We start from the raw sequence: 12,852 nt of genomic DNA on the forward strand, positions 1-12,852 counted from the left end.
GGACATATCACTCAACGTCGCCGTCTTCGCTTACCTCCTCTATCTCTTCTACAGTATGGTGAGTGCCAGCTTCCGAGACGCGAGTGGGTTTATCAGCGTTCATTTGTTCTTTGATAGTATCGTGTAGCTCGTGACCCTGTTGCCGGTTGATTGTTCGGAGCCCTTCCATCGCCGCTTCTATTCCTTTTGGATCGGCGACGAGTTTTTGATACTCAAAAGCACGACCGATAGCCTCTATGTCGAGATACGATCTCGGGCCGATAGTTAATGAAGGATCTTCTACAAGGTCAATCGGGCCATCTGCTTCCAGTACAGATTTGAACCAAGTTCGGACCGTTGCTTTCGTACGGTCAAAGTCGTCGTTTGATCCTTTCACACGGTCGTATATCGTATCATGTATTTTCGAATTTGTATCCATCTCGTCGGGAGAAAGCTTGTCCGCGACGCGTTGCCGAATGTCTTCTATTGCGTTGTACCAGTCATTTAAATGGTTGATTGCGTGATCAGGACTAATCTCTTCTTCGTAGAGGTTTCGAAGTTGCTCTTGCCAGAGTTCCGTTTCCAGCTCATCCGGAATCGTCACGAATACATCACCGTCGGTTAGAGCTTCAGGACTCACCCAGTGGTACTCAACGTCATCGAGGTTTGCTCGCTCTCGGAGGGTCCGGTCGTGATTCGTTAGTTCAACTTCTTCACCACTTGTAGTTTCAACGACGTAGTGTTGAACCTCTCTATCGTACCGTCCTGACTCTTCACGATATTCGCGGGCGGAGACTGATTGAATAGTGTCCGCCAGGATATCGGCTTTCGACTTAGGTTGTGAACCCGTCGCAGACCGAGACGCTGAAGATTGAGCGTCAGACCCCTGGGAGGACGTTTCAGATGTGCCGTCAGGGGGTACCTCCCGTTCATTGACTGGCTCTGGTTCGCTGTCTCCGGATAGCTCCGGGTAGGCATAGGGCGAGTAATCAGAACCGGCGACGACGCCGTTCAGAGTATCGACGAACTCACGGGCGTGTCGCTCCACCATCGTAGCCCAGGTTCGGTCATAGGTCAGCACCACGGTTTGGGCCACCCTCGGGTGGAGATAGAAGCCCGCGTTCTCCTTGTGGAGTACACCACAAACAACGAGTACATCTTTCGGGTCTATCCATCTAGCTTCGTCAGGTGAGACGACAGAGATAGTGGCCGAATCTAGTTCGTCTTGAGTGACTACTTCACGTTTCAAGAGGGAGTACCGGAGAATCTCTGCGTGTTTCGGACTCTCGCTAAAAATCGCCACGCGTCGCCCGTCCTCCCTCCCGCTTTTGATGTATTCTCTCAACGCTTCGAACATGGGGTTCTGTTCTTCTAATATTTGAGCTATTTGTTCGAATATATTGGCAGACTTATTAAGAGGACGGACCGCTTGGAGATTATCGACAGAGTCTGCTCTCTGTTCAACGTCCTCTATTCGTTCCTGAATCATCGGAGGTACGAACCGCTCCCCTTCGTAGTAGCGTTCTCGAATCCACTCATTGAAGTCTTCACTTGGGACAGGTAGGCGTTCAAAGAACAACTGCCGCGAGAAGATCATCCCCCCCGCACCGCCATCGTCAACTCCTCTGAGGGTGGCCGATTTTTCGAAGACTTGATCCAACAACGACGAGATATCTTCCGCCTCTACGTGGTCTATCTTAATTGACGCCGACGTGGCTAGTGCACGTACGTCGTCGTCACCTATGGACCAAATGGCTTGTTCCGTGTCGTCCTTCGTTGAGTTCTCAGGTGGGTTAGAACTTCCAGAAAGCGAGCTATTCAGGCGAGAATCCCTGTCGAAACTAGCTCCTCTGATTGCACTGTCAATCGTTTCAAGCCCAGGGACTGTTGAAGCCGAATCAAGTCCGAGCGGAGGACCGTAACGTGGGCGTCCGTCCCGTTCGTTCTTCACGAAATAACTGTACGTGTTGACGAACGTGGCATCTGGATGTACATCCTCTACGTCTTCAAATCGCTCGTTAGTGTCTTCTCGTGTCCTGGACGTTAAGTTTGACAAGACGACGTCTACGTTACTAACGTGTTTTAAATCTCTCAATTTCTTACAGAGAATAAAACGTCCAGGGCCGTGTCCGTCGGAGGCATTTTTTACCTCACCATCCCAGACGTACGCGTGCGGAACAAGTTCCGGGATGGGCTTCGCGCTTACTACCTCCCCGGCGACATCGGAGAGAGCGAACCTCTGTAGTTCTTTTCTGATCTCCCCTTTCATTCCCCAGTGTGTTCGCGACCCTGGTGAGAACAAGCCAACCTGTCTCTCCTCTTCAGGATCGGTTAATACAATCGCTATTGCAATCAAAACGACATCTCTCGGTTCATAATACGGAAGTACCACTGGGGCGTTTTCTCCCCGGTTCACGTGTCTAACGACCTTGTCTACGGTCTCTCGCCTGACCCCTCCGAAGCCGACATCTTTCCACAGACCTTCTTTTGTACGTTTCTTGAGGTTGAGATCTCCCTCGGTTCTATCAAATAGACCGATCTCCGGTTTGTCCATTCGAAGGGTTTGATTGAGTGAAGAAGAGCTCTCATCGTTTCGCTGCGAGAGTTCCTTTAGTACCCCAGAAGCCTTGTCGGCGACCTTCGTGTCCCCTTCTGCCAGTTGTTTTAATCTGGGTGGCGGTGGGTAGAAACCGGCAGCTGAAACACTCTCTATTGCCGCTATCACGATAGACTGGTCATCTGACTCCAATGCCCGCAAAGCGACCTTCCCCAGGTTTGCCGGAAGCGTGGATTTTTGTCTACCAATCGTTGATATAACTCCCAACCCTTCTATGGCGTCAGTGTGTTCTCTCCGGTCAATAAGCTTAATCAACCTCTCTGATCTCTGTAATATGGCCTCCGGTGCGCGTTTTGAGACTCTTGACAGGAAACGCCAGACTACATCTCTGTCCTCTAAGTCCTCTTCTAAGAGGCTGAACGCTCGTTCTGTGATTGTGTGGTACACTCGTATTGTTCCACTCCGCGACGTGAATGAGACAACGTCCAGTGCTTCCGAGAGGGTATTAGGCTCGGCACTATCTATCAAACTAGAAATCCTCTCTGAATTGTCTGAGATGACCTCAGGAGCACCTTCTGCAACTCTTGAAAGAATTCGCCACGATACGTCTTCTTCCTTGGCTTCTTGTTCCAGATCAGTCAACGCCTGATCCGCGGTTGTGCGATAAACTGGGATGGGTTCGTCCCTTGGTACAAACGAGAGCACGTCCAGTGCGTTCAAGAGGGAAGAGGGGTCTGCGTCATTAAGCAACCTTGACAACCTCTCTGAATTATCCGAAACGACGTTCGGATCGCCTTCTGCAACCCCTTTGAGAAATTCCCACGCACTACGATGAGCTTCGGGATCCTGTTCAAGCAGCGCTAACGACTTTTTGATGATTGGTTTCGCTACTTCTTTGCTCTTCGCCGCGATACGATTGGTGGCAGTCCTAACTTCCTTTACATCTTTTTCGTCTAGCTGTAGCGAGTCCAACGACAAATTCTGAATGTGTTTAATTCCCTCCGATTCAGATATAATCCCTGTCGCGTACAGTTCGGAAAAAGAGACAATCTCGTCACTGGTTCTCATGTGGCCGTTACTACATAGAGAACTGGCGACAATTCTTCCGGCTTCTTCAAGAGCAACCTCACGAGAGTTGAGGACCGAGTCTACCTCATAGGAAGGTTCTTCTACCAGTTTTCTAATCGCCTGTGGGGTTGCGATCCGGCCCAACAATCTGTAACCTAGTGAGCGTTGTGCTGCATCACCATGCTCAAGTAATTGATCAAGGTCGCTATGAGAAAAATTTGGAAAGTCATCATCTGGTCCTGTATTCTGTATAACCGTCTGAAGTATTGACGTACACCAGTTTACTATCTTACCGTGTGACGGTTCTTTTCCGTTCAAATTGTGTAGTTCTTCATTAAGTTCTTGCGTAACAACTGGAACGGCTGTAGTAGCTAATTCCGGATACGCTTCCGTCATCCGTTTTAATTCTTTGTAAATCTGATACTGGTTGTATCGGTTGTTGTCTTCTTCAACAGCAAACACTATATCATCTATCCAAGATTCAACTAAATGTCGGGGAAGTGGGTCTATTTTACTGATGATACTAATAGCTTTAAGACGGTGGTCATCGCTACGGAGGGCCCCTCCGATAGCCTCTATTTTATTATCTTCCATATATTATAGATGATTGGTTATTCTCCCTGGGAGTACTGCAGGCACCGGCATAATATGTCGATATGACATACCCTCACAAGATAAATGTTGGGTCAACTTGTATCGCTCTTTCAGGGTACTCGTTCTTTGCTCAGCAAGAAATCAAACCCCATTGTGATCGGTCTCTACTGGGATCCGGAATTTCAATGACGTATTATATGGGAATTTGGAAGCCTTCCAAGTCAAGACTCGCTATCCTATACTACATCTCAACCAGCGATTGGTTAAGTATCTCCCCCGCGTCGGTTATCACAGAAGCCCGGAGGGCGGCGACCCGCATTCACAGCATGGTTGGACTCCAACGAAAACAAAGCGACGAAACCGGTGTCCGAAGGAGAAAACAAGCCGTAGCTGGTCTCTACGGGTCGATTCCGTCGGCTAGGAATCGTGCAAACTCTGGATGGGTCCGGGCGGAGTCGAACCACCGATCTCGTCCTTGTAAGGGACGCGTCATAACCACTAGACCACGGACCCGGCGTTCGTGGGAAACCACCGGGGGCGGATAACGCTTACTTTTCCACGGAACGTTTACGCGTGTCCGTCTCCTCCGTCCGGGGTATGGACTCCCGGTGGGTCGTCTATAGCCTCTTGGCGGTCGCCGTCGTCTGTGCGATCGGACTGATTGCCCTCTCGGTCGGAATCATCGGTCCCCTGCTCGGCGACGGCTACGACCCGACGGCCGGGACGGGCGAGTACGAGCGGACGAGCGTGACCGTCGTCGACGGAACGACCGAGGTAGAACTGGGAACGGTTGACGCGGCGGTGGCCGACACGTTCGTCAAGCGGTATCTCGGCCTGAGCGGGACCGAGAGACTTCCCGAGGACGGCGGAATGTTGTTCGTCCACGACGCCCCCGGCGAGTACACCTACGTGATGCGCGATATGTCGTTCAGTCTCGACATCGTTTTCATCGCACCAAACGGAACGATCACGACGATTCACGAGGCCCCCGAACCCGGCCCCGACGAGGACGGCACCGCCCAGGCGTACCCCGGACGGGGCCAGTACGTACTGGAGGTCAATCGCGGGTGGACAGCCGAACGGGGAATCGAGGCCGGCGACGAGGTCCGATTTGAGCGTTGAGCCCGAACGCGGCGTCGAGCTACCCACTTCGTGGCGCCGAATCACCCTCGAGGCGGCGTCGAACTGCCAGATGGCCAAGCGTTATCCCCGCCGAAGGCCGACTAGCGATAATGGCGGACTTGGCGGTGGACGATGAGGACGACCCCTTCGAGGACCAACGGGCGAACGCGGAGGATCCGATGCGGCGGCTGTTCACCGAGTACGGCCGCCCGAAGCGGCTCCCCTTCGCCGTCGGTGTGCTCGCGAGCGTCTTCGCACGCGTGCTCGATTTGCTTCCGCCCGTTTTGCTCGGATTGGCGATCGACGCCGTCTTCCGCGACGACAAGGCGTTCGCGCCGTGGCTGTGGCCGGCGGCGTGGACGCCCGCGGCGCGGGACGGCCAGCTCTTCTTGATCGTCGGGCTCATCGCGGCGGCGTTCGGCCTCGGCGCGCTGTTTCACTGGGTCCGAAACTGGGGGTTCAACGCCTTCGCCCAGCACATCCAACACTCGATCCGAACCGACACCTACGATACGATGCAGCGGCTCGACATGGCCTTCTTCGCCGACAAGCAGACCGGCGAGTTGATGAGCATTCTCTCGAACGACGTCAACCGCCTCGAGCGCTTTCTCAACGACGGCCTGAACTCGACGTTCCGGCTCGCGGTGATGATGCTCGGCATCGCGGCCATCCTCGTTTGGCTCAACTGGCAACTCGCCCTCGTCGCCCTCGTGCCGGTTCCGCTCATCGCGCTGTTTACCTACAAGTTCGTCCGGACGATCCAGCCGAAATACGCCGAGGTACGCTCGACGGTCGGTGACGTCAATTCCAGGCTGGAGAACAACCTCGGCGGCATCCAGGTCATCAAGTCGGCCAACACCGAGTCCTACGAGTCCGAGCGCGTCGAGGGCGTCTCCGGGGACTACTTCGACGCCAACTGGAACGCCATCCGGACGCGGATCAAGTTCTTTCCCGGGCTGCGGGTCATCGCCGGGGTCGGATTCGTCCTCACGTTCCTCCTCGGCGGCCTGTGGGTGCTGTCGACGGAGGCGACCGGGACGGCCCCGGGACCGCTCACCGAACCGCTGTACACCGGCGAGTTCGTCACGTTCATCCTCCTGACCCAGCGGTTCATCTGGCCGATGGCGCAGTTCGGTCAAATTATTAACATGTACCAGCGCGCATACGCCTCCGCCGAGCGCATCTTCGGGCTGATGGACGAGCCCGACCGCCTCGCGGTGGCCGACGGCGCGGAACCGCTCGCGGTCACTGAGGGCCACGTCCGGTACGACAAAGTCACGTTCGGGTACGACGACGAGCCGATGGTCGAGGACATCGATGTCGAGGTCGCAGGCGGGGAGACGCTCGCGTTGGTCGGCCCGACCGGTGCCGGAAAGTCGACCGTGCTCAAGCTTTTGCTCCGTCTCTACGACGTCGACGAGGGCGCGATTCGGATCGACGGGACCGACGTCCGCGACGTCACGCTGTCCTCGCTGCGCCGACAGATCGGCTACGTCGGGCAGGACACTTTCCTGTTCTACGGCACCGTCAAGGAGAACATCGCCTACGGCGCCTTCGACGTCGACGAGGCCGACGTCGTCGAGGCCGCAAAGGCCGCGGAGGCCCACGAGTTCATCACCAACCTTCCGGACGGGTACGAGACGATGGTCGGCGAACGCGGCGTCAAACTTTCCGGGGGACAGCGCCAGCGCGTCTCCATCGCCCGTGCGGTGTTGAAAGACCCCGCGATTCTCGTCCTCGACGAGGCGACCAGCGACGTCGACACCGAAACCGAAATGTTGATCCAGCGCAGCCTCGACCGCCTCACCGCCGACCGGACTACCTTCGCCATCGCCCACCGGCTCTCGACGATCAAGGACGCCGACACCATCGCCGTCCTGGAGGACGGCCACGTCGTCGAGCGCGGCGCCCACGGCGACCTCCTCGAGAACGACGGTCTCTACGCGCACCTGTGGGGTGTCCAGGCCGGCGAGATCGACGAACTCCCCGAGGAGTTCCTCGAGCGGGCGGCCAGGCGACAGGCCCGCACGGAGGCCGGCGACGACTGATCGCAACCGACGACGACCGACCCGGCTGCCGAGTTCCCCTCTCCTCTCCCCTCCACCTTCGGCGCGTTCAAGTTCCCCAAACCCCTGTATCGGGTATGCTTCGGCTCGCGGTGGCGACGGACGCCGAGACCCTCGATCGAATCATAGATCCACTCGCCGAGCGCGGAATCGAGGCCCGGTACGTCCCGACGACCGGGCGCGCACAGCCGCTCTCGGAGCCACTCATCGAGGAAGGGTTCGACGTCGGCTTCGTCTACCCCTCGCGGATGATGGAGGGCGGCGTCGCGGACGCGCTCCTCGGCGTGCCGTGGGTCAACGATCGGGCGGCAGTCCTGCGGAGCCGGAACAAGGCCGAAACGCTCGCGCGTCTGAAGCGGGCAGGCGTGCCGACCCCGAAAAGCGTCTATGTCTCGAACCCCGCCGCCGACTCCGAACTCCGGGCGGCCTTCGATCGGCTCGACCCGCCCGTCGTCGTCAAACCCAACTCGACGACCCGCGGGGTCGGCATCGCGAAGGCCGGCGACCTCGACTCCTTTTTGGGGATCTGTGAGTACCTCTCGCTGGTCCACGATTATCGCGCCGTCGACGACAGATCGTTTCTGCTCCAGGAGTTCCTCCCTGCGGCCCGCGACTTCCGGGCGATGGTCGTCGACGGCGAGTACGCGGGCGCCGTCGAGCGACGGTTACCGGCCAGCGAGCGAGCGGCGGGCCGCTGGAAGCATAACGTCCACCGCGGCGCGGCGGCGGTCGGCGTCGACCTCGCGCCCGGGCGCCGCAAGCTCGCCGAAGCGGCGGCCGAAGCGCTCGACATCGAGTGGCTCGGCGTCGACCTCCTCGTCGCCGAGGGCCGCGCCGTCGTCAACGAGACGAACGCCCGGCCGACGGTCGACTCGGCCACGAAGTACGACTCGGGGTTTTACGACCGGATGGCGGGACTGATCCGCCGGACGGCGGACGTCTGAGACACGCGCCGCTCGTCGGTCGTCGTCTCGTTCGTCAGGATGGGGACGCCCCGGAGCGGGCACCGACGCGTTCGTGGCGTTTCGGCGTCGGTTCGACGCGCTCTCCCCGCAGTGACGCGTGTTTTAATACGCCGAGCGATCGGGGGACGAGACCGGCCCCAGCCGACAACGCGATACCGACTCCCCGCTGGCACGCCCAGTCGCTTCCCCGGGATCTCGCGTCCGCGTGGACCCATCGACCGACGGTCCCGGACACGAGAACAACAGCAAGAGGACGATCAGCAGTTCGGGGCCACCGGGGATCCAAAACGGTCGGAGGAAGCTGAGAGAGCGACTCTTCCGGACGGACATAAACGTCCTCCTACCGTCTAATCCGGTGAGTTACCCCCAGAAATCGATCAAGCGCGTCCGTCGGTTCAGCTGGGTGATCCCTCAGTCGCTCATGGTGCCAGTCTATTCGTCTTCGGTCTCAATATTCAGCACCGTGCCATCGTCCGCGTGAACGGTGACTTCAGTTTCCGCCCCGGTTGACGCAACGAGTTCGACTTCGTAGACTGGTGTGCCGTCCTCGCTCTCGAGTTCGACTTCTTCAACGGTACCATTGGCTTCTGCGGTTGCGATATCTATCGCCGCTTCTTCGGAGAGACTGACATTGCTTTGAGTAATCGCGTTATCCTCATCGGCACCATCTAGCGGTGACGAACCGGCACCCTGTGCAAGCGCAAACCCGCTGCCAGATATAACCGCCAGGGCAATTGCGACAGCAGCTATTCCAGACAGCGCTCGAAGGTTATGTTTCATCTTGGGATCCTCTACATACGAGTTCGCGGCCGGATATAAAGTGCCGTTTGGTATATGAGTTTAACAGTGGTACACTTCTTTAACGACTTGCTTGCCGCGACGACTCCGCGAGCGAGGCCGCGATGGCCGCTTCGATCGGGGTCCGATCGATGGGGACCACGTCCTGGATGTCGTAGTCCTCGCGCACGGTCACCGGGTGGCGCATGCTCTCGGCCAGCGGACGCGCGATCGCGTACTGGACGTCGGTGGTAAACCGGAGCCAATGCGAGGAGAGTTTCGGCGTCATCACCGGAACTGGGAGGATGCGTATGTTCCGTCCCTTCCGGGCGGCCGTCATCCGGAGCAGCGACTCGTACGAACAGACGGAGGGACCGCCGATGTCGTAGGTCTCGCCGCGGGTCTCCGCGGCCCTCAACAACCCGGTGAGGTAGTCGATCGCGTCTTGGACACCAATCGGCTGACACGGCGTCCGGACCCACTGTGGGACGACCAACACCGGCAGTCGGTCGGTCAGGTCGTCGACGATGCGGAAACTCGCGCTCTCGGGGCCGATTATCACCGCCGCCCGGAGCACGGTCAGATCGAAGGCTCCCTCCGCGAGGACGGTCTCGACCTCGCGCCGGGAGGCGAGATGCGGCGAGAGGTCGGTCTCGTCGCCGCTGATCCCGCTCAGGTAGACGACTCGATCGACGCCTGCGTCGGCAGCAATTTCGCGAAAGCGGGCCGCGTACCGGCGATCGAGTTCGGCGAAGTTCTCGGAAGTGAGCGAGTGAATCAGGTAGTACGCGACGTCGACGCCGTCACAGAGCCCCTCGAGGGACTCCGGATCGCCGAGGTCGCCGGCGAAGGGCTCGACGCCATCCGGAAACGACTCGCTGTCGGCGCTCCGCGAGAATGCGACCACGTCGTGGCCTTCTTCGTCGAGGGCCCGAACCAGCCGCGATCCGACGAATCCAGTCGCGCCGACCACTAGCGTCCGCATTTATACTGCATACGTGACCCATCCACAAGACAGTTGTGTACGGCCGATCCGGTCATCTGGCTCCGTCCGCGTCGGGTGGAGCCGACGGAAACCGGAACCGAAAGCGCGTCCCGGTCGGCGAACGATCAGAGACGGTGACGCGTCCGCCGTAGGCGTCGACGAGCTTTCCGACGAGGTATAGCCCGATGCCGTCGCCCGAACTGTCCGGGTCGTGGACGCCCGGCTCGAAGAGGCGCCCGCGGACGTCGGGCGGGATCCCGTCGCCGTCGTCGGCGATTTCGATTTCGATCGCCCCGTCGGCGGCGGTCGCAGTGACGGAGACCGTGAGGTCCGCCGGAGGATTGTGAACGACCGCGTTCTCGAGGACGTTCCGGAACACCTCGCCGACGAAGCGATCCGACTCGACATGGAGGTCGTCCCCGATGTCGGCGTCGATCGAGACGTCGGGGGCGTCCGACCGGATCACGGCGATCTCCTCCCGGAGGACGCACCCGATATCGACGCGCTCGAACTCCCCGCCGTCGGTCTCGGACTCCAAGACGACGTTGGCAGTGTCGAGTAACTGCTCGATGCTTGCGGTCCGCTCCCCGATCGCTTCGGCGGGCGTCGGCGACGGATCGAACGTCGAGGGCCGGATCGAGTCGGCGTGATTCGAGATGGCGACCATGTGGTTTCTGATGTCGTGTTCGAGCAACCGCAAGAGGAAAACGAGCGTCTCCTCGCGGTCAGCGGTTCGGTCGGCGAGCCGTCGGTTTCGGGCGGCGCGGCCACGGTGCAACCCTACCAGAACGCCCGCGGCGGCTCCGGCGGAGCCGACGACGACGAACTCCCGGAGCGTGTCCAAGGCGATCGCCCCCGAGGTGAGCTCGGGGATCGCCCCCCAGAGGACCAGCGCCCCGGTGAACGCTGCCCCGCCGAGACACCACTTCGTCGCGAGTCGGTACTCCATGGCAGGGGGGTCACTCCGGAGCAGTACGATCGCGGACATCACGACGATGTAACCGAACACCACGTGGACGACGATGCCGAAGACGGCTTGGTTGAGATCGGCCGTCCGGGGGCGGATCCACGCGAACCAAAGCGTCAGCCCGGACGCCGCGAAAACGATTCCGACGGAGCCGAGCAACAGCCCGAGCGATCGGCGGTGTGCCGTTTCAGACATCGATACCCGTTGCTGCCCGTGTGGCGCTTCGTCGGCGCGGCGGATGTGGGCGGGCGCTCATCGTTCAGACGTGTCGGCCGACGCCGGACGTCCGCCCGCCCGTTCGCTCCCGTCCCCGTGTCGGATCGGATCCGTGAACTCCCATGCTGGAGACACGACGCCACCCCGAACAACCGTTCGGGCCGACTCGCCCGCCGTTTCGATCGTCGATACCGACCGACGGCGGCGGCTTCGCGTCTATCCCTCGCCGTCACCCTCGCCCGGCGTTCGGAGCGGCTGGAGCCGCCCGTAGGTCAGCACGCGCCAGAGCCACTCCATCGGGCCGTACCGGAACCGCCGCAGCCAAAACACGGACAGCGGGATCTGGGTCGCCCAGATGGCCACGGCGACGCCTAGCGCCTCCACCCGGCTGACCGAGCCGAACAGCCCCAACCCGTGGCCGTAAAACACCGACGTGGCGAGGACCGTCTGGAAGAGGTAGTTGCTGAACGCTGTCCGGCCGACGGCCGACAGCGCGCGGGTTTCGATCCCCGTCGGACGCCACCGGCAATACCGAGCGATCACACCGACGTAGGCGGCGGCCAACGGCAGCGCGCCCCAGTAATTGAACTGCCGCCAAAACAGCGCCGCGCCGGCGCTCCAGTCGGCCGCCTGGATGTAGGCAACGCCGGCGACGACGGTTCCGATTCCGACCGCGCCCCCGACGGCGATCAGCCGGCTGTAGACCCGTGGATCGCGGTCGTTGGTCAGGACACCGGATTTGAAAAGCGCCATCCCGAACAGCATCGCGCCGCTGACGCGCCAGGCGGTGTAGCCGAGCAGGCCTGCGGTCTGCCGCTGGAACGACGACGGAACCCGGTGGTCCATCTGGGCCAACCAACCGCCGCGGTAGGTCTCGACCTCGGCCCGGAGGACCGACGCCGCCGGCCGCCACGAATCGCCGATGGCGGCCGCACCCGAACGCAGCCCCGAGAGGACCTCGATGGCCGACGGGACCGCATACAGCAGCGCGCCGAGGACGAGAAGCGACCGGACGGAGCGGTCCCGGAGTGCGACGACGACGAACGCACAGACGCCGTAGGAAAACAGGATGTCGCCGTACCAAAGCAGGTAGGCGTGCCCGAGGCCGAAGACGACGAGCCACGCCGACCGGCGGGTGTACAGCGATCGAGCGGATCGACCCGCCTTGTCACCCCGGGTGAATAACACGACGCCGGCCCCGAAGAGGAACGTAAACAGCGTGATGAACTTCCCCTCGAAGAAGACGTGACTGAGGAGCCACGCCCAGTAGTTCGCCCCCGTCAGATCGCCGTAGATCGTCGGATTGAGAAGCGTCAGCTCCGGCATCGAGAACAACTGGACGTTGATCACCAGGATGCCGAGGAGGGCAAACCCCCGGAGGACGTCGAGGCTCAGGATGCGTTCGGCGGGCGGGGTCGGGCCGCTCGGTTCGCTCATGGCCTCCTCGGGGGGTCGTCGTTCGGGTGTGCCCGCCGATGCATCGGTTCAGTGTGTGATAACGGGAGAGATATCAAAGTCGTGTTGGAGCGTCAGGGCGGAGGCGACCGCCCGTTCCG

General features: G+C 60.0%; 8 protein-coding genes and 1 tRNA gene. 3 read left to right on the forward strand and 6 right to left on the reverse strand.

Annotation, left to right across the window (positions count from 1 at the left end; genetic code table 11):
• Positions 1 to 7 precede the first annotated feature (7 nt).
• Positions 8 to 4,198, reverse strand: a complete 4,191-nt coding sequence (locus NMLP_RS15085) for a hypothetical protein (RefSeq protein ID WP_015409166.1) — start codon at positions 4,196 to 4,198, stop codon at positions 8 to 10.
• Positions 4,199 to 4,638: 440 nt separating this feature from the next.
• Positions 4,639 to 4,711, reverse strand: a tRNA-Val gene (locus NMLP_RS05665).
• Between the two features lie 84 nt (positions 4,712 to 4,795).
• Here NMLP_RS05665 and NMLP_RS05670 point away from each other — a divergent pair.
• The 3 genes from NMLP_RS05670 to NMLP_RS05680 all read left to right on the forward strand — a co-directional run bounded on the left by NMLP_RS05670 (position 4,796) and on the right by NMLP_RS05680 (position 8,330).
• Positions 4,796 to 5,320, forward strand: a complete 525-nt coding sequence (locus NMLP_RS05670) for a DUF192 domain-containing protein (RefSeq protein ID WP_015409167.1) — start codon at positions 4,796 to 4,798, stop codon at positions 5,318 to 5,320.
• 110 nt (positions 5,321 to 5,430) lie between these two features.
• Positions 5,431 to 7,368 carry an ABC transporter ATP-binding protein gene (locus NMLP_RS05675; protein ID WP_015409168.1) on the forward strand — a complete coding sequence of 646 codons (1,938 nt, stop codon included), beginning with the start codon at positions 5,431 to 5,433 and terminating at the stop codon, positions 7,366 to 7,368.
• A 95-nt stretch (positions 7,369 to 7,463) separates the two neighbouring features.
• Positions 7,464 to 8,330 (forward strand): ATP-grasp domain-containing protein, encoded by an 867-nt coding sequence (locus tag NMLP_RS05680; protein ID WP_015409169.1) that lies wholly within the window; start codon positions 7,464 to 7,466, stop codon positions 8,328 to 8,330.
• Positions 8,331 to 8,783: 453 nt separating this feature from the next.
• Here the strand turns inward: NMLP_RS05680 and NMLP_RS05685 are convergent, their stop codons facing one another.
• From NMLP_RS05685 to NMLP_RS05700, 4 genes are all read right to left on the reverse strand, one after another.
• Positions 8,784 to 9,131, reverse strand: coding sequence for a PepSY domain-containing protein (locus NMLP_RS05685; RefSeq protein ID WP_015409171.1), 348 nt, complete (start codon positions 9,129 to 9,131; stop codon positions 8,784 to 8,786).
• A 79-nt stretch (positions 9,132 to 9,210) separates the two neighbouring features.
• A complete protein-coding gene (locus NMLP_RS05690; protein ID WP_015409172.1) occupies positions 9,211 to 10,113 on the reverse strand; it encodes an NAD(P)H-binding protein in 903 nt (300 codons plus the stop codon).
• Positions 10,114 to 10,165: 52 nt separating this feature from the next.
• On the reverse strand, positions 10,166 to 11,275 hold the full coding sequence (locus NMLP_RS05695) for a sensor histidine kinase (RefSeq protein WP_015409173.1): 1,110 nt from the start codon (positions 11,273 to 11,275) through the stop codon (positions 10,166 to 10,168).
• A 237-nt stretch (positions 11,276 to 11,512) separates the two neighbouring features.
• On the reverse strand, positions 11,513 to 12,733 hold the full coding sequence (locus NMLP_RS05700; protein WP_015409174.1) for a DUF418 domain-containing protein: 1,221 nt from the start codon (positions 12,731 to 12,733) through the stop codon (positions 11,513 to 11,515).
• Between the last annotated feature and the right edge of the window lie 119 nt (positions 12,734 to 12,852).

The organism is Natronomonas moolapensis 8.8.11, from assembly GCF_000591055.1.
GTDB lineage: Archaea > Halobacteriota > Halobacteria > Halobacteriales > Haloarculaceae > Natronomonas > Natronomonas moolapensis.